The organism is Arenibaculum pallidiluteum (assembly GCF_017355985.1).
In the GTDB taxonomy this organism is placed as follows: Bacteria; Pseudomonadota; Alphaproteobacteria; order Azospirillales; family Azospirillaceae; genus Arenibaculum; species Arenibaculum pallidiluteum.
In genome coordinates, this window is sequence record NZ_JAFIQU010000004.1 from 268,685 (window position 1) to 285,766 (window position 17,082).

The 17,082-nt window shown below is 70.7% G+C and carries 18 protein-coding genes; 9 read left to right on the plus strand and 9 right to left on the minus strand.

Features of this window, described 5'->3' with window-relative positions; translation table 11 throughout:
• Positions 1–126 precede the first annotated feature (126 nt).
• Complete coding sequence (locus JUB13_RS11255; protein WP_207478894.1) at positions 127–432, minus strand: hypothetical protein; 306 nt, start codon at positions 430–432, stop codon at positions 127–129.
• 181 nt (positions 433–613) lie between these two features.
• On the opposite strand from JUB13_RS11255, the gene nfi reads away from it, so the two are divergent.
• The 3 genes from nfi to JUB13_RS11270 are packed head-to-tail and all read left to right on the plus strand — an operon-like array spanning position 614 to position 2,489.
• Complete coding sequence (gene nfi / locus JUB13_RS11260; RefSeq protein ID WP_207478895.1) at positions 614–1,384, plus strand: deoxyribonuclease V; 771 nt, start codon at positions 614–616, stop codon at positions 1,382–1,384.
• Between the two features lie 20 nt (positions 1,385–1,404).
• Positions 1,405–1,980 (plus strand): hypothetical protein, encoded by a 576-nt coding sequence (locus JUB13_RS11265; RefSeq protein WP_207478896.1) that lies wholly within the window; start codon positions 1,405–1,407, stop codon positions 1,978–1,980.
• A 2-nt stretch (positions 1,981–1,982) separates the two neighbouring features.
• A complete protein-coding gene (locus JUB13_RS11270; protein ID WP_207478897.1) occupies positions 1,983–2,489 on the plus strand; it encodes a hypothetical protein in 507 nt (168 codons plus the stop codon).
• 40 nt (positions 2,490–2,529) lie between these two features.
• Here JUB13_RS11270 and dusA read toward each other — a convergent pair whose 3' ends face one another.
• Together dusA and JUB13_RS11280 are read right to left on the minus strand one after the other, a co-directional pair.
• Positions 2,530–3,516, minus strand: coding sequence for a tRNA dihydrouridine(20/20a) synthase DusA (gene dusA, locus JUB13_RS11275; protein WP_328702920.1), 987 nt, complete (start codon positions 3,514–3,516; stop codon positions 2,530–2,532).
• Positions 3,517–3,734: 218 nt separating this feature from the next.
• Positions 3,735–4,409, minus strand: a complete 675-nt coding sequence (locus JUB13_RS11280; protein ID WP_207478899.1) for a class I SAM-dependent methyltransferase — start codon at positions 4,407–4,409, stop codon at positions 3,735–3,737.
• Between the two features lie 314 nt (positions 4,410–4,723).
• Between JUB13_RS11280 and JUB13_RS11285 the strand changes: the two genes are divergently transcribed.
• From JUB13_RS11285 to JUB13_RS11295, 3 genes are read left to right on the plus strand one after another with little or no spacing between them, the layout of a single operon-like run.
• Positions 4,724–5,353 (plus strand): MBL fold metallo-hydrolase, encoded by a 630-nt coding sequence (locus JUB13_RS11285; RefSeq protein ID WP_207478900.1) that lies wholly within the window; start codon positions 4,724–4,726, stop codon positions 5,351–5,353.
• On the plus strand, positions 5,350–6,333 hold the full coding sequence (locus tag JUB13_RS11290; RefSeq protein ID WP_328702921.1) for an MYG1 family protein: 984 nt from the start codon (positions 5,350–5,352) through the stop codon (positions 6,331–6,333). The genes JUB13_RS11285 and JUB13_RS11290 overlap by 4 nt, the downstream gene beginning before the upstream one ends.
• Positions 6,334–6,372: 39 nt before the next feature.
• The gene (locus JUB13_RS11295; protein ID WP_207478901.1) at positions 6,373–7,233 is read left to right on the plus strand and encodes a hypothetical protein; all 861 of its coding nucleotides are present in this window, start codon (positions 6,373–6,375) and stop codon (positions 7,231–7,233) included.
• A gap of 45 nt (positions 7,234–7,278) precedes the next feature.
• Here JUB13_RS11295 and JUB13_RS11300 read toward each other — a convergent pair whose 3' ends face one another.
• The 3 genes from JUB13_RS11300 to JUB13_RS11310 form a co-directional block, all read right to left on the minus strand.
• On the minus strand, positions 7,279–8,370 hold the full coding sequence (locus JUB13_RS11300; protein ID WP_328702922.1) for an apurinic/apyrimidinic endonuclease family protein: 1,092 nt from the start codon (positions 8,368–8,370) through the stop codon (positions 7,279–7,281).
• Positions 8,371–8,437: 67 nt separating this feature from the next.
• Entirely contained in the window at positions 8,438–9,205 is a 768-nt protein-coding gene (locus JUB13_RS11305) for an endonuclease III domain-containing protein (protein ID WP_207478902.1), read from the minus strand.
• Between the two features lie 74 nt (positions 9,206–9,279).
• Positions 9,280–9,450 carry a hypothetical protein gene (locus tag JUB13_RS11310; RefSeq protein WP_207478903.1) on the minus strand — a complete coding sequence of 57 codons (171 nt, stop codon included), beginning with the start codon at positions 9,448–9,450 and terminating at the stop codon, positions 9,280–9,282.
• Between the two features lie 171 nt (positions 9,451–9,621).
• Here JUB13_RS11310 and JUB13_RS11315 point away from each other — a divergent pair, with 171 nt between their 5' ends.
• From JUB13_RS11315 to JUB13_RS11325, 3 genes are all read left to right on the plus strand, one after another.
• Positions 9,622–10,110 carry a YchJ family protein gene (locus tag JUB13_RS11315; protein ID WP_207478904.1) on the plus strand — a complete coding sequence of 163 codons (489 nt, stop codon included), beginning with the start codon at positions 9,622–9,624 and terminating at the stop codon, positions 10,108–10,110.
• Entirely contained in the window at positions 10,089–11,453 is a 1,365-nt protein-coding gene (locus tag JUB13_RS11320) for a TylF/MycF/NovP-related O-methyltransferase (protein ID WP_328702923.1), read from the plus strand. Before JUB13_RS11315 ends, JUB13_RS11320 begins: the two co-directional genes overlap by 22 nt.
• A gap of 123 nt (positions 11,454–11,576) precedes the next feature.
• Entirely contained in the window at positions 11,577–11,789 is a 213-nt protein-coding gene (locus JUB13_RS11325) for a hypothetical protein (protein ID WP_207478905.1), read from the plus strand.
• Positions 11,790–12,225: 436 nt separating this feature from the next.
• Here JUB13_RS11325 and JUB13_RS11330 read toward each other — a convergent pair whose 3' ends face one another.
• The 3 genes from JUB13_RS11330 to JUB13_RS11340 form a co-directional block, all read right to left on the minus strand.
• Positions 12,226–14,340 carry a sensor histidine kinase gene (locus tag JUB13_RS11330; protein WP_207478906.1) on the minus strand — a complete coding sequence of 705 codons (2,115 nt, stop codon included), beginning with the start codon at positions 14,338–14,340 and terminating at the stop codon, positions 12,226–12,228.
• Positions 14,341–14,484: 144 nt separating this feature from the next.
• Positions 14,485–15,018, minus strand: a complete 534-nt coding sequence (greB, locus tag JUB13_RS11335; protein WP_207478907.1) for a transcription elongation factor GreB — start codon at positions 15,016–15,018, stop codon at positions 14,485–14,487.
• A gap of 106 nt (positions 15,019–15,124) precedes the next feature.
• Positions 15,125–17,041: a sigma 54-interacting transcriptional regulator gene (locus JUB13_RS11340; protein ID WP_207478908.1), complete on the minus strand. Its 1,917-nt coding sequence runs from the start codon at positions 17,039–17,041 to the stop codon at positions 15,125–15,127.
• Positions 17,042–17,082: the final 41 nt, after the last annotated feature.

Genomic DNA, 17,082 nt, shown 5'->3' on the forward strand with positions numbered 1-17,082 from the left:
CACCCCAGGAATCCCAAGGCGGGCCGCAGCGCCGCCGTCCGGCCAACGAGTGGCAGATTGACCCTCCCCTGGTCAAGCCGGGCTCCCGCGGGGTGACGGAATGCCCCCCCGCCTTCGCCGGGCGCGTCAGTCGAGGCTGCCGCTGCCTGTGTTGGAGACGCCGTCGAAACGGCCGTCGGGATCCTGGCTGTCGGCGTAGGGCTTTCCGTCCGGCGTCTGCGCCTTGATCCGTCGCCCGCCGGCCGACCCGGTCCGCGTGGATTCGTCCGCCGTCCCGTCTGCGTCGTCGATGCCGGCAGTGTCATACTCGGCCTCGTCCGCCAGGTGCTTGGCGTCGCGCTCCATGATGACCTCGGGCCGCGAGCGGACGTCCTGCGGACGCTCGCCCACGGGCTTATCCTCCATCTCCCTGCGCTCGTCGGACGGGCTCATGAACGTCTCCTTCGTGTTCCGCAAGATGATGCCGCGGCGGCATCCGTTCGCCGCCAGGACCGAATTTCCATAGCGGTGAACAGCGCCCCAGGCCCTTCGTCGCGCGAGCTCAGCACCCATTGCCTGTGACGCCGCGTGCCACGCCATGTTTGATCCCGGGGGGACCATCGGGAGGGAGGGGATGGATCTGGACGGGCATCACGACGCGCCGGTGCTGGATCCCATGGCGTCGGAGCTCTGGCCTACCGATCCTGCGGCTGCTAGGGCGGTCCAGGAAAGGCTGCGCGGCCTCGTGGAGCGGGACGACCGCTTCGGGCCCGTGCACCGGGTCGCTGCGCTGGACGCGCACTACGCCGCGGACAACTCGGTCACCTGGGCTGCGGCGGTGCTGCTGGACGCGGCCGACATGACGCTGCTGCGCAGCGCACTCGTCTGCAAGCCCACGCGCTTCCCTTACGTCCCGGGCCTGCTGTCCTTCCGGGAGGTGCCGGCCATGCTCGATTCCCTGGCCATGCTGGGAGAGCGTCCGGATCTGGTCGTCGTCGACGGCCACGGGACCGCGCATCCACGGCGGCTCGGCATCGCGAGCCATGTGGGCGTGCTTTCCGGGCTGCCCACGATCGGCGTCGGAAAGAGCCTGCTGTGCGGGCGCTTCGTTCCGCCGGGTCCGACCAGGGGCGACCAGTCGCCGCTGATCCACCGGCACGAGGTCGTCGGGACGGTGCTGCGCACCCGGGACGGGATCTCGCCGGTTTTCGTCTCGACGGGCCATCGCGTATCGCAGGAGAGCGCGGTCCGACTGATCCTTGGGATGCTTGGACGCTATCGCCTACCCGAGCCGACGCGCATCGCGGACGCCGTATCGCGGATGCATCCGCCGGGTCCGAAGGCGCCGCAGGCGGAACGCACCGCTGGCGGAACCGGGCGGTCTGCGTTATCTCAATCGGACTAGGTCCCCTGGCTAAAGCGGAAATGCTCGGCTACATCCTGTCCCTGTGCGCGGTGGGCGTGATCATGCTCGGGGCGGTGCTGCTTCCGCGCTGGCTCGGCCTCGGCCCCGAGCTGCGCAGGCTGCGCCGCCGCAAGGTCGCGATACAGAAGATGCAGCAGGGCTTCGCCCAGCGGGTCGCCCAGCGCCGGCGCGAGTTGATCGCCGCGGCCGGGCTCGCCAATCGCATGGAGCAGCGCCGGCGCGAGCTCATGCACGAGCGCGTGCTCGTGCAGGGCGCGACCGTGGCCGCGATCCGAATCATCGATGTCGAGACCCCCCGGCGCGGCGCGGAGGTTTGGATGGGGAAGGTCGTAAACCGGAACCCCGACGCCATCACCCCGCGCCCAGGCGGGGCATTCTTCTTCGACCGGTCCTGGGCGGCGGCCCAGACCGTCCTGGTGCTCGCGTCCACTCCGCACGAGGCCCGCGAGGCCGTCGAGAAAGCATTCCCGGACAGCCTGGGCTTCGCCGTCACCGCCATGGACCGGGCGCCGCGGCATCTGGCCATGCTGGTCGAACGGCCCGGGACGGACAGGGGCCCGAAGGCGGCCGCCTGAGCATGGATCCCGTCATCCTCTTCTCGCTGGTGCTTGTGACCGGCGCCCTGGCGGTCGCGATCCTGATGGTGGTCAAGACCATCCGGGCCACCGCCAGGGAGATCGAAGTCGCGCGCAAGCAATGCGCCCAGCTCAGCCGGATGCTGCGAGGAATCGCGCGAGAGAGCCTGCGCCTGCGCGAGACGCGGCTGGACGAGGCCGCGCGCGAGGACCGGCTGACCGAGGAATGCGCGGGAGTCGAGCACGCGATCGCGACCCTGCGCCAGCGCGCCTCGCCCCTGGTCGTCCTGGACGAGCGGAAAACCATGGGCGATACCCTGTGGGAAGTGCCTGTGGGGCGGCGCAGCGGCGACCCCGCTCGTCCCTACATGCCCTGGCGCACCTTCCTGGTATGGGCCCCCAGCGCGGATCGCGCCCGCCGCCGGGTCCTGATGCGCTATGCGGAGTCCCAGGGTTTCGGGGTGGGTCAGGCGACCGAGCGCGCCGAGTTCCCGGCTCCCGCCTCCTGAGCCCGCCCGCCTGAAGCCCGGCCCGCCGGGCCGTGCGGCGTCAGGCCGCCAGTGCCGGCGGAACCGCCTCCAAGGCCGCCAGCAGCACCTCCGGCCCCACTTCGGGGCGCGGTGCCCGCTCGCTCAGCGTGCGCCGCCAGCTGCGCGCTCCGGGCAGGCCATTGAACAGGCCGAGCATGTGCCGCGTGATCGCCGAGAGCGGCACGCCGCGAGCACGCATGCGCTCCACATAGGGGATCATGGCCAGCACGACGCCGTGGCGGTCGGAAGCCGGCCCCCCGACGCCGTGGATCCGGCTGTCGGCCTCAGCCAGCATCCAGGGATCCTCGTAGGCGGCCCTGCCGATCATCACGCCGTCGACATGGCGGAGATGCTCCACCGCCGTGTCGAGAGTTCGGATGCCGCCGTTGATCGACACATCGAGCTGCGGAAACTCGGCCTTCAGGCGGTGCACAAGCTCGTAGCGCAGCGGCGGAACGTCCCTGTTCTCCTTCGGGCTGAGCCCCTTCAGCCAGGCCTTGCGGGCATGGACGACGAAGCGCGTGCAGCCGGTGGCGGAGACCGTGCGCACGAAATGCTCCAGCGTCGGCCATTCCTCCATCTCGTCGATGGCGATGCGCGACTTGACGCTGACCGGCACGGGCACGGCGCGCATCATCGCCTCGATGCAGCGCGCAACCAGGTCCGGTTCGGCCATCAGGCATGCGCCGAAGCGGCCCGACTGCACCCGGTCGCTGGGGCAGCCGACGTTCAGGTTGATCTCCGCATAGCCCCAGTCGGCGCCGATCCGGGCGGACTCGGCGAGCGCCTCGGGATCGGACCCGCCGAGCTGCAGCGCGAGGGGCTGCTCCTCCGGCGAGAAGCCGAGCAGGCGCTCGCGGTCGCCGAAGCGCACCGCGCCCGTGGTCACCATCTCCGTGTAGAGAAGCGTCCGTCCGGTGATGAGCCGATGGAAGTACCGGCAGTGCCGGTCCGTCCAGTCCATCATGGGCGCGATGGAGAGCCTTGAAGAGGTGGAGTTCTGCACTGTCGGCGTGTTCTCGAGCTGGGTGGCCGCATGGCGTCCGCCCTTAGATACTGCATCGATCGCCGTTTTTCGCGGTCTTTCCCGGCGCGGGACGCGCATTGCCGCAAGCGCGATGCCCGGGTCCCGCTTCGCGGCGGACCGGGCATCGCATCATCGGGACGGCGGCCCCGCCGCGCGGGCGACCCGTCAGGTCAGGGCGCTTGGATCAGGGCGTCAGATCAGGGCCCGGCAGGCGGCGCGTGCAGGGCGCCGCCGGCGGTGGCGCCGGCGATGCCGGGTGAGCGGCATTCGAGCAGGCTGAACAGGCCGAAGGGGGGAACCGTATGGATCGCCTGCACCTGCACCCGTGAGCTCGAAAGCAGCGAATCCAGCGAGAAGTCCGGGCGCCAGCCCAGGCTCTTTGAGAAGGGCGCCATCTTGCGCTCGATGGTGCGGCGCAGACCCGGCTCGGTCGTGGCGAAGTGGTTCACGATCAGGATGTCGCCGCCGGGCTTGCACACGCGCTCCAGCTCCGCCATGGCGCGGGGGACGTTCGGCACGACCGTCATCACGAACATGGCCACGACCACGTCGAAGCTCGCGTCCGGGAACTCCAGGTTCTCGGCGTCCATCTCCAGCAGCGCCTCGACGTTGGGGAGCTTCAGCTCGTCCACCCGCTTGCGTGCGACCTCCAGCATGTCCCGCGACAGGTCGATCCCGACCACGCGGTTGTCCTTGCGGTACTTCGGCAGCGACAGCCCAGTGCCGACGCCGACCTCCAGGATCCGCAGACCGCCGCGCTTGTTGATGTGCTTCACGGCCGCCTGCCGGCCGGAGGCGAAGACGCCGCCGAAGACGACGTCGTAGATCTTTGCGTAGCGACGATAGGCGTTCCGAACCGACTCGGTGTCCATGCTCCCTCCTGAAGGTCGGGCGCGATGGAAGCGCCCTCATGCGTTGTCCCCGCGTCGTCCCCGAGGGGCCGGAGAGCCGCGCAGGTTGTCCCGGCAGGTAGTCCCCGCTGGCCGGGCCGTGGGATCCGGATAGCGCGTCGGGATCCCCGCGGCAAGGCCCAAGACCCGAAAGAGTGCCCTGACCCACCTTCGCGGGGCAAAGGCGTCGGTGGTCCAGCGCAGCCCCGCCGGAAGGCCCGGCGCCGTTCCGGGTGGACCGACGCGGCGGCCCGGCGCTAAGGTCGCCGGGCATTCCGAGGCAGCGCCATGGCGCCATGAAGACGATCATCATCCCCGTCACGCCCTTCCAGCAGAACTGCACGCTCCTCTGGTGCGAGGCGACGCGGAAGGCCGCCATCATCGATCCCGGCGGCGAGGCCGACCGGATCCTGCGGGCTGTGGAGGCCCAGGACGTCGAGCCCGAGAAGATCCTGCTGACGCACGGGCACCTCGACCATGTGGGAGGCGTGGCCGACCTGGTGGACCGGCTGGGCCTGCCGGTCGAAGGGCCCCAACGCGCCGATGCCTTCCTGATCGAGGCCGTGGCGCAGCAGGCCTTGATGTTCGGGGTGCCGGCCGCACGGAGCTTCGTCCCGGACCGCTGGCTCGAAGAGGGCGACAGGGTCACGGTCGGCGAGATCGGCTTCGACGTACTCCATTGTCCCGGCCACACGCCGGGGCATGTCGTCTTCGTCCAGCCCGAGCGCCGCTTCGCCCTGGTGGGCGACGTGCTGTTCCGCGGATCGGTGGGTCGCACCGACCTGCCCGGCGGCGATCATGCGGCGCTGATCCGCTCGATCCGGCAGAAGCTGCTGCCGCTCGGCGACGACGTGACCTTCCTACCGGGCCACGGCCCCGCCTCGACCATTGGGGCCGAGCGCGCGAGCAATCCATTCATCACGTGACGACTCATCACGTGATGCCCCTGCGCGCCCTGACCCATTCCGGGACCTTCCATGCCGACGAGGTGACCGGCTTCGCCGTGCTTCGCCTGGCCGAGCCGGGACTCGGCCCGCCGCGCTTCGCACGGTCCCGCGACGCCGCCGTGATCGCCGGTGCCGAAATCGTGTTCGATGTCGGCGGGATCTACGACCCCGCGCGCGGCCGCTACGACCATCACATGTCGGATGGGCCGCGACGGGCCGATGGCACCCCCTACAGCTCGGCCGGGCTGATCTGGCGCGACTTCGGCCGCCGAGCGCTCGCAACCGTGGTCGGCGAGGAGGCCCGCCCCTGGATCGAGGAGCTCTGGAGCCTTATGGATCGGACGGTGTTCCTTCCGGTCGACCGCGTCGACAACGGCATCGGGCAGGTGGACCCGCTGGCCCTCGCCAGCCTTGTCGATGAGATGAATCCTCGGTGGGACGAAACCGGCGCCGACGAGGACGCCGCTTTCCTGGCCGCCGCCGACCTCGCCGAGGGGGTGCTGCGCCGGCGGGCGCTTCATCTCCTGTCCGAACTGAAAGCGCGGGACGCCGTGCTGGAGGCCGCGGCGCGGAGTCCGGATCCGCGGCTGATCGAGCTGCCCGGCAACATGCCGTGGGAACGCGCCGTCTTCGAGGCCGGTCTGCCGGCCCTGCTCGTGGTGTACCCTGACAAGGCCGGACGATGGCGCCTGGATTGTGTCCGGCCCGAGCCCGGCGCCTTCGCCCAGCGGCTTCCCCTGCCCGCGCCCTGGGCCGGGCTGCGCGATGCGGAGCTGGAGGAAGCGACAGGCGTCGATGGCGCGCTGTTCGTGCACCACGCCCGCTTCACCGCCGGCGCGCGGACCCGCGCGGCGGTGCTCGAGCTCGCCCGGCTCGCACTGCTCGCCGGCGAGGCGCCGGCCGACGGCGAGGACGATCCGGCGGCACCGCGGCTTGCCGCCCCGCCCCCGCCCCGCTAGTGTAGGCGCCCTTCAACTCGGTCCAGGGAACACACCGACTTGTTCAGGCGCCCGAAGCGGCCGGTCCGGTTCGAGGCCGCCGTCACTGCACGATACATCCCGCTGCTCTCGCCGCTGACCGGCGAGAATCTCGACGTGCCGCACCTGCTGGGGTATCGGGTCGAGCCCCATCCCGATGGCGGCGTGCTCCTGATCGCGTGCAACGGCGAGTCCCTGGCGGCGATCTACGACAAGGCCGGACACGCCTCGCGCCCAGGCAGCTTCCTGCTTCCCGACGGCGTCGTCGACGCCTGCCGCATGCCGGTGCCCCCGCCCCTCTACGGCGCGGCGGGCGAGGAGCTTTCGGTGCAGGGCCTCGAAATCCCGGGCTGGATGAAGCCGGGCCTGCTGCACGTCACCGACGAAGGCGCCTCGGTCGCATCCCAGGACGAAAAGGCGCCGGGCGTGCTGGCGTGGTGGGAGGCGACGTCCCCCTCCGAGGAGATCATCTTCGGCGAGGACTTCCGCTTGGTCCCCGATCCCTGGGTCGACTGGCGTAGCACCTTCAAGGATGCCGGCAGCTTCGAGGGTTCGGATGAGTCCTACACGCTGGACCCGACACTGATCGAGCTGTTCCGCGGCATTGCCGGCTACGACGATCCCATGGCGCCGGCGCGCGGCCTCGTCTTCCAGCGCGAGCGCAAGACCGGCCTCGTCCTGGTCGGATCGCTCTACCTGCCGGAGTTCTTCGGCGCGCTCCTGCCGATCCCGGTGGAGACCGATAAGGGGACCCTGCGCCGGCCCGTGCAGACGCCGGACTGGCTGCGCACCGCCGCCACGAACCGCGCCGGGGACGGCAGCACCCGCCCCGCGCTCCAGGTCATCGAGGGCGGCCGCAAGCCCGCGAAGAAGAAGGACTAGGCTCACCCCGGAGGAACCCTGGAGCGGCTTGAGGCTCGCGCCCGCTCAGGCCGCGGCGGGCAGCGCGCCCAGGCGCAGCACATCCTTCTCCAGGTCGTCGACCGCGAGGTTCTTGGCCTTCGCCTCGACCTCGAAGTCGGCCCAGGACAGGTGGCTGGCCACCAGGGCGTTCAGCGCATGGTTCCACATGCGATCGGAATGGGCGCGCAGGTCGCGTGCCGTCAGGCCTCGCGCCGCCAGCTGCGCATAGTCCGGCAGGGCCGACGGGTCCCAGTCCGGCAGCAGATCCTCGCGCGACACGCTGACATGGGCCACCGGCCTTACGCCGCGCCACGACGCCCGCACCGCATCGAGCCGCGGATCGCCCGGGCGCAGGTACTCGCCGCCCGAGCGGACCCAGTGATGGTGGAGGTCGACGACGATCGGCAGCGTCCCGGCAAGGGGCAGCAGGTCCTCGAGCCCGAAGGAAACCTCGTCGTTCTCCACCGTCACCAGCCCCTTCGCATCCTCCGACAGCAGGGACCAGCCCCGCAGGAATCCCTCGATCCCCGGCGCGCGGCCGCCGCCATGGACGTTCACATGGGCTCCACCGGGGTGCCAGCCGCCCGCCAAGCCCATCATGCGGAGCATGTCCGTGTGGTATTCCATCTCGGCGACCGAGTTGGCGAGCGTCACGGGATTGGCGCTGTTCAGCACGCAATACTGGTCGGGATGGAAGCCGACCCGGATTCCGGCCTCCCGGGCAAGCCGTCCCGCCCGGTCCAGCCCCTCCTCGACCAGGGCGCGCACCGCCGGCTCGGCATAGAGCGGACGTCCCACCGGATGGGTGTAGGCCGGCAGGAGGCCGCTGTTGACGCGGAGCAGCCGGCGCCATCTCGGCTGCTCCGAGACCACGCCGAGCTGGAGCGACAGGGCCCCGAGATTACGCTCCAGCACCTCCAGCAGCTTGGCGACGGCCGCTGCCGGGCCGAGCCGTGAGAGGGTCGTCACGGTGACGGTGCCGGGATTCATCCGCCGCGCGGTCGCGGCATCCCCGTCGGGCGGGACAAACAGGCAGCACCACCCCATGCGCGGTCCGTCCGCGGCGGAGCCGGGGCAAGGCTCGCCCTGGCCGAATTCCTGCTGATACGCTGACACGCTAGTCCCTCGATGCCGATGGTCGCGGCCGGCGACCGGAAGGGGAAATAGGCCGCAGGCCCGGGGATCAAGAGCCCGCGCTGCCGCCGCCGAGCGATTCGGCGCGCCTGACCGCCCGCAGCGCAGGATCGACCCCGTCGGCGGCACGGACCGACGGCGCCGCGAGGCGTGCCCGCCCGGTCGGGCAGAGATCCAGCAGCACGCAGCGATCGCAGGCCGGCGCCCGGAAGAAGCAGCAGCGCTGCCCGTGCAGCATCATGACCTCGTGGTTGTCGTAGATCTGCTGCGCGTCCCAATCCGTCGGCAGCATGGCCGCCAGCGCGGCATGCGCGGGCCCGACGGCGAGGGTCGGGGGAATCAGCCCCGTGCGCACCGCGACGCGGTGATGATGGCTGTCCACCGGGAGCGCCGGCTGGCGCAGCCGGCTGAAGCTGAGGACCGCCGCCGAGGTCTTGGGCCCGACGCCCGGCAGACGTTCCAGCCATGCGCGCGCCTCGGCGACCGGCATGCCCTCCAGGAAATCGAGGCTCAGCCGGCCCGCCGCCTCGCCGATTCCGCGCAGAACGGCCTGGATCCGCGGCGCCTTCTGCTCCGGCCAGGTGACCCCCGCGATCAAGGCCTGGACCTCCTCGACAGGCGCATCGCGCAATGCGCCCCAGTCGGCGTAGTGCGCCTTCAGGGCCCGGAAGGCCCGCCCGGAGTCGCGGTTTCGGGTCCGGTGCGAGAGCAGCGAGGAGATCAGCTCGTCGAGCGGGTCGAGGTCGTGGAAATAGGCGATCGGGCAGCCATAGGCCCTACACAGGCGCTCGTGGATCTTCAGCGCGGCCGCGGTCATGTCCTCTTCCCGACGGTTGCGGTCCCCGGGCAACAGCGCGGGGCCGCAACCGTCGCGGAGCGTCCGCGCCGGCCTCAGCGGGGCAGGGACGCGCGGAGCAGCGTCAGGGTGTGCTGGATCTCGTAGGCCCGCACCTGCGGGCATGACCGGGCCAACATCTCCAGGTCCCGGATCGCCCTCAGGGTGGTCTCCTCGACGGCCCTGGCAGGGTCGGGCCGGATCATCGCGGCTACAGCCTTCTTCATGGTCCCTCCTCGGGTGTTTTGCCCATGATGATCCGCCGCGAAAGTGGTACGGAGTGACAAGGCTGCGACCTCCGTGACCAAAAGCGGACAGGTGCGCCGGAGGTTTGGGGTTGGCCGGCGGCGCGGTGCCCGCTATTCCATCGCCTCTGCACATTCCGGAGAGATCACCCCATGTCGTCCTGCCCCTGCGCCTCCGGCAAGGAATTCGGTGCCTGCTGCGGCCCGTTCCTGTCGGGCGAGGCCGTGCCGCCGAACCCTGAGGCGCTGATGCGCTCGCGCTATTCCGCCTTCGCCGTCGGCAATATCGACTACCTGGAATCGACGCTGCTCCCGGGTACCGGCGAGGACTTCGACCGCGCCCAGGTCACCGACTGGGCCCGCAACAGCGAATGGACGGGGCTTGAGATCCGCGCGACCGAGGGCGGTGGTCCCGACGATGACGCGGGGATGGTCGAGTTCGTCGCGCGCTTCCGCACCGGCGGCAAGGACTACGTCCATCACGAGACCAGCCGGTTCGCCCGCCAGGATGGCCGCTGGTGGTACGTGGAAGGCAGCATGGGGCCGCGCCAGCGCGTCGTCGGCCCGAAAGTCGGGCGGAACGATCCCTGCCCCTGCGGAAGCGGCAAGAAGCACAAGAAGTGCTGCGGGGCCGCGGCCTGAGGGGCGGCGGCCTCAGCGCCGTCACGCAGGAGCCCGCGCGGGATCTCGCCCAAGCGCGCTCGCTGATCGGATCGGGCCGCTACGACGCCGCGCTGCGCCTGCTGGAATGTCTTCCCGCCGGCTCCGAGGTCGAGGGGCTGCTGGGCGCTGCGCGCCTCGGCCGGCGCGAGCACGCGCAGGCGCGCCTTCACCTGCGCCGCGCGCTGGAGCAGGACCCCGCCGACCTGGACGCGCTGCTGCGCCTCGGAAGGGCCCATCTGCTGGCCGGCGATGCGTTCCGCGCGGTGACGCTGCTGCAACGCGCGGCCGCCTCGGGACACCCCCGGGGGCTCCCCGCGTTGGCCGGGGCCCTGCGCCGCGACGCGCGGTTCCGGGACGCGATCCGGCTGGCCGGAGGATCGGCCGATCCGGACCTACTCTACGAGAAGGGGATCTCGCACCACGCCCTGGGCGAGCCGGCGAAGGCGCTGGAAGCTCTCGACCGCCTGCTGGCGCTCGATCCCGAGCATGGCGCCGGCTGGTTCGCGAGCCACGGGCCCGCCCTGTCGGTCGAGGGGCCGGAAGGCGCCCTGGAACGCCTGCGGCGCGCGACAGCGTGCCGCGGCGCCAACCGCAAGTATCTCGGGCAGCTCTGCGCGCTGCTCCTGCTCCTGGGCCGCGACGGCGAGGCCGAGGCGGTCTATGCCGCGGGACTCGCGCGACATCCGGGGCAGCGCCACATGGTCGAGGCGGTGCGCGCCCTGCTGCCGCACATGGCAGCGGGCTGGCGGCTGTTCGGCGTCAGCGCCGAACTGCTCCGCCACGCCCTGTCCCTTGCGAGGGGTCCCGGCCTGGTCCTCGAATTCGGCGTGCGCCGCGGCACCAGCCTGGAGGTGATTGCCGCTGCCGCGGGCCAGGAGGTCCACGGCTTCGACTCCTTCGAGGGGTTGCCCGAGGCCTGGGGCAAGGAGGCCGCCGGCACCTACACCACGGGGGGAGAACTGCCTTCGGTCATCCCCGGCGCAAGGCTGCATCCTGGCTGGTTCGAGGACACGCTGCCCGCCTTCCTCGCTGCGGATCCGTCTCCCCTGCGCTTCGCCAATATCGACTGCGACATCTACTCGTCGACGCGGACGGTGCTGGAGGGACTGGCGGACCGTCTGCGTCCCGGCACCATCCTCGTCTTCGACGAGTACGTGGGGAACCGCACCTGGCGCGACCATGAATACCGCGCCTTCACGGAGTTCGCGGCAGCGAGGAGCATCGATTTCGACTATGTCGCCGTCGGTCCCGCCACCAAGCAGGTTGCAGTCAGGATCCGTTCCATCCTGGGCAACCCGGCGGCTCCGACCGTTCAGCTCTAAAGAGGTACTAATAGAAACAAGTAGTAACTCGAAGTACAGGCACAGGGACTGCGCAATATTAACCGTGCGTTAAGTGTCGTGACGCGAATATCACCTCACAAACACGAGCCCTGAGGTGAAGTCATGTCGGTTGTCGCCATCCGTCCCGAGGTCGTCGACGCTGCCGCGTCCCACGCCCGGATCCTGGACCGCTTCATCGGCCACGTGACGGTCGAGCTGGACGGAGCCCTGAGCGATTTCCAGCGCGAGAGCCTGCAGGACCTGCTGGACAAGCTGATCGAGGAGCGCCGCAACTACCAGCGCGTCGCCACCCTCCGGCCCCGCCAGGCCGCCTGACCCCGGGCGCTGCGCCCCGGGCCCCCCGCGGCCCGCGTTCCTGGGGGTCAGCGCTCGGTCCGTCCGGGCGCCCCCCGCCGCGACACGTTTCCCGGCAGCACGGTCCCGTCCGTGCCCGGTCCCGCGGCGGCATCGCGGCGCTGTCCGCCGATTTCCGGGATCGGCGCGCCGCCGCTACCGACACCCCTTCCCTCCTCGGCTGGATTGGCCTTTCCGCTCGATGCGCCAGCCCCGCCGGGGGCCGCATCCTCGGCGGCATCGGCATCCGCATCCTGCGCGGGTCGACCAGGCGTCCTGCGCGCCTCTTCCTCTCGATCACGGTCGCTCCTGGAGCCGTCGGTCATGGCTGGTCCCCTCCGGGTTGTTCGACCCGGTGACAACAGCCCTGCCGCGCGGCCATTCCGATATATCGCCCGCCCCGACCCGCTCGCCGGCATCAGGCCGTCGGGATCGGACCCTCAGCTTCTGCCGGCGCGCGGCGGATCACGCGCGAGCCCGGCAGGCGGATCGTCACGCGAGTGCCCTTGGGGGTGCGCCGTGCGACCTCCAGCGAGCCGCCATGCAGCTCGGCCAGCGAGCGGGTGATAAACAGGCCGATTCCCGTGCCGCCCTGGCGCCTGCTGTACCCGTCGTCGACCTGGACGAAGGGCTTGCCGACCTCGGCTAGCCGGTGCTCGGGGATCCCGATCCCTTCGTCGCTGACCTCGACCATCACGTCCGTGCCGTCCCAGCGCAGCGCGATCTCGACCTGGCCACCGTCGGGCGAGAACTTGAACGCGTTCCCCAGCAGGTTCAGCAGCATCTGGCGGAGTGCCCGCGCATCGGCGCGGATCTCCTCGAAGGGCAGGTCGAGATGCACGGCGACCTGGCTCTCCGCGCTCCCGACCTGCTGGCACATGCGCACGGCCTCGCGCACCAGCGGCTCGATGGCGACGGTCTCCTCCACCAGCTTCGTTCGGCCGGCCTCGATCCGCGCGAGATCGAGCAACTCGTCTATGAGCTGCAGCAGGTGGCGCCCGCTGGCGTTGATGTCACCGGCGTACTCCCGGTACTTCGGCGCGACGCTGCCGAAGGCCTCGGTGGCGATGACCTCGCTGAAGCCGATCACCGCGTTCAGCGGCGTGCGCAGCTCGTGGCTCATCTTCGCCAGGAACACCGACTTGGCGCGGCTCGCCTGCTCGGCCGCAGTCTTCGCCGCGCGCAGCGCATCCTCGGTGCGTCTGCGGTCCTCGATGTTCGCGACCCCGACCACGAGAACCCTCTGCCCGTCGAAGGTCGTGATGATGGCGGAAATCAGCGCCGTGAAGGGCTCGCCGGCGGCATCCTTCAGCACGACCTCCATGTCCCGCGCACGGCCGGCGGCCTTCAGCGCCTCGACGAAGGCGTCGCGCTGCCCGCGCTCGACCCAGAAGTCCGGGGCGACCTTGCCGGGCGCCTCGTGCGGCGGCACGCCGAAGAGCTCGCCCGCGCGCTCGTTGATGAAGAGGACGATGCCGGTATCGAGCACGGTCATCACCAGCGGGAACGGCGACTGCTCGAGGAGCTGGAGAATCTGGCGCGCGTTCTCGCGTGTCTCGGCGGTCGCCTCGGCGACGCGCCGCTCCAGTCCGGCAACGGTGTCGGCCAGCGCCTTGGTGGCGTGGCGCCATTCGTTGGCGAGACCGCCGCAGAGCATCACGAGCAGGCTGCCCGTCACGAGATAGATGCCGAGGTGAAAAAGCGACTTGTCGTGCGGCAGGACTCCGAAGGGGCCTCGTCCGACCACGGTGCCGACCAGGGCGATGCCGACCATCGTCGCGAAGAGCGTGTAGGACGCGCGGACGGAGAAGCGCACCGCGAGCCAAGCCGCGCCGACGAGCAGCAGCCACGGCAGCGCCGCATGGCTGAGATCCGAGAAGCCGGCATCCAGGAACAGCGCCGCGGCCGAGATCAGCAGCAGCGCGGAGGCCACCGCGAACTCGCCGGGCCGCTCGCGTTCCGGCAGCAGGTTCGCTTCCGACAGCCAGAGCGCGATGGCCGGTGCCAGGGCCAGAACCCCGCCCGCATCCGCCATCCACCACCGCAGGAACACGTCGGACGCGGCAGGGGATGCGTCCAGGCGGCCTGAAAGAACCAGGGCCGCGGTTCCGAACAGCGCCGCGACCGCCGCGTGGAGCAGGACGGGGAATGCCACGAAGGCCGTGGCGTCACGCACCCCGAAGAAGGCGGGCGCGCCGGAGGTCACACGCCGGAACAGCAGGACTCCCAGGCTGGCGCCGAGGACATTGCCCACGGAGACCACGGCAGAGACCCTGGCGTCGACCCCCACCAGCGCCGCATTTGCGATGAAGGCGCCGGCGGCAAGTCCCGGCCAGGCGCGCGGCCCCCAGAGCGCGACCGCCACCAGCGCAACGCTGGCCGGCAGCCAGAGCGGCGCCGGGAAGTAGCCGTACCGCCGGAAGATCAGGTCGACGAGGGCCGCCCAACCGACATAGGCCAGGGCCACGCCGAAATTGGCGAAGAGGAGGGCCCAGCCACCCTGGCGCCGCAGGCCCGCATCCTGGTGCAGCATGTGGGTCGCGCCGCCCTTGCGCCGTTAATTCGCGCCGCACGTGCAGCGGCATGCCACCCATGATACTTCACGTCGCCGCGGCGCACAAATCCGGCTGCGCCGGCCCGCCGGTTCCGCACGCCCTGCGCGCGGTCCGGCCGCCGCTCATTCCGACGGATAGCGGATCTCCACCACCTCGATGCTCTCGCTGCCGGAAGGCGTCCGCAGTTCGACAACGTCTCCTTCTTGCGCCTTGTGCAGGGCCCGCGCGATGGGGGAGATCCAGCTCACCTGACCGCGGGCCAGGTCGGCCTCGTCCGCGCCGACGATGGTGACCGTCCGCTCGGCGCCGTCCTCGCCGGCATAGGTAACCGTCGCCCCGAAGAAGACGCGGTCCCGGTTGCGCTGCTGCGCGGGGTCCACGATCTCGGCGATCTCCAGGCGCTTGGTCAGGAAGCGGATGCGCCGGTCGATCTCGCGCAGGCGCTTCTTGCCGTAGATGTAGTCGCCGTTCTCCGACCGGTCGCCGTTGCCGGCGGCCCATGAGACGACCTCGACCACCTGCGGCCGCTCGACCCGCAGCAGCTGCTGGAGCTCCTCGCGCATGCGGCGGTGCCCCTCCGGGGTGATGTAGTTGCGTGGCGCCGGTGCGGATGCGTCGGAGGGCTGCGATCTCGGGCGCGATGGACTGCGGTACATGGGGGCTTCGTTCAGGATGGGCCTGAGCCGGTTTGGGGCAAGCCGGGCGCCAAGTCAAACTACAGGGTCAAACTACAGGATCAAACTGCAGGGTCAAACTGCAGGGTCAAACGGCGGCGTCCAACGCGGGCCGCCGCTCCGCTACCCGGCGCGGCGCATGGATGCCCAGCGCCCTGATGCGCGAGGCGAGCGTAGTCGGTCGCAACCCCAGCAGCGCGGCCGCGCCGCCGGGTCCCGAGACCTTGCCCCCGGCTGCCTCTAGCGCCGCGAGGATATTCGCGCGCTCGCGCGCCCGCCGTTCCTGCTCGGTCTCGATACCCGCGGGATGGATCTGCGTCGCTGCGCCCGACGCAGGCGCGATAACGCCGGCGGAAGCCGGCACGTCGACGCGCATGCGGCCCTGGCGCGCCAGGATCGCTGCCCGCTCGATCAGGTTCTGGAGCTCGCGCACGTTTCCGGGCCAGGCATAGGCCGTGAGCTTGCGCATCTCGCCCTCGCTCAGCGTCAGAGCACCGGTGTTCAGCTTGCGCTCGGCATCGCGCATGAAGTGTACCGCCAGCAGCGGAATGTCCTCGGGACGCTCGCGCAGCGGCGGCGATTCGATCGGGAACACGTTGAGCCGGAAGTACAGGTCCCTGCGGAATCGGCCCCGCTCGACCTCCTGCCGCAGGTCGCGGTTGGTGGCCGCGACGATCCGCACGTCGACTTTGCGCGTGCGCTCCTCGCCCACGCGCTCGAACTGCCCCTCTTGGAGCACGCGCAGCAGCTTGCCCTGGAGGTCCAGCGGGATCTCGCCGACCTCATCCAGGAAAAGCGTGCCACCGTCGGCAAGCTCGAACCGCCCTACCCGGTCCCGCAGCGCGCCGGTGAAGGCGCCGCGCGCATGCCCGAAGAACTCGCTCTCGAACAGCTCGCGCGGGATCGCCGCGCAGTTTACGCGGATCAGCGGCCGGCCCGACCGCTGGCTCGCCTCGTGGATCGCGCGGGCGATCAGCTCCTTGCCCGTCCCGGACTCGCCGGTGACAAGGACGCTGGCATCGGTGGGAGCCACGAGTTCCACCTGCTGCAGGATCTTCTGGACGGCGGCGCTGCGGCCGATGATGCCCCGGTGGTTGCCGGAGAGCCGGATCTCCTCCTGAAGGTAGGCGTTCTCGAGCTCCAGCCGCTCGCGCAGGCGGTCCACCTCGGCAAGGGCTGCGCGCAGCCGCTCGTCCGCCTCGCGCCGCTGGGAGATGTCGCGGAAGACGATCACCGCGCCCACCACGGTTTCGCCGGCGCGGATCGGCGTGCTCGTGTACTCGACCCAGATCGGGCGGCCGTCTCGGCCCCAGAAGACCTCGTCCGACACGCGCTGCACCTTGCCGAGGCGGAAGGCTGCGTAGATCGGGCATTCGTGCGCCGGGTACTCGGACCCGTCGGGGCGATGGTGGTGCACGATGGAGTGGATGTCGCGGCCTAGCAGGTCCTCGGCCGGCCAGCCCAGGATCCGTTCGGCCGCGGGGTTGACGAAGGTCGTCCGCCCTTCCGCGTTCACACCATAGATGCCCTCGCCCGCCGCCTGGAGGATGAGCTGGTTCTCGCGCTCGATGTCGCGGAAGACGCGCTCGACCCGCTGCCATTCGGCGATGCCGTCGCGCATGTACAGCTCGCCCTCGGCGTCGATCTCGCGCCGACGCCGCTGGTCGAGGTCGTAGAGCGTCAGCAGCATGGCATCGCCCTCGTCGCGCCGCATCAGCGTCCCTGCATATTCCAGGCGCAGCGGACGGCCCGTTGCATGGGCAGCCGACAGGGTGCGCGTCCAGTAGGTGCCTTTGCTGAGCACGGCTTCGGTGAAGACGATCAGCGCGGGCTCCTGCCCGCGGTGCAGCTCGATCACGGGCCGCCCGCGCAACGCCTCGTAGGGATGGCCGAGGAGCTCGGCGGCCGCGGGGTTCGCGTCCAGGATCAGACCACTCGCGAGATCCACCACGAGCGCCGCGTCGGGTGCGCTCTCGAAGGAAGATGCCGTCCGCCCGTCCGCCATGCCCGCTCCTTACGAGATCTCGTCAAGCTGCATACGAATTT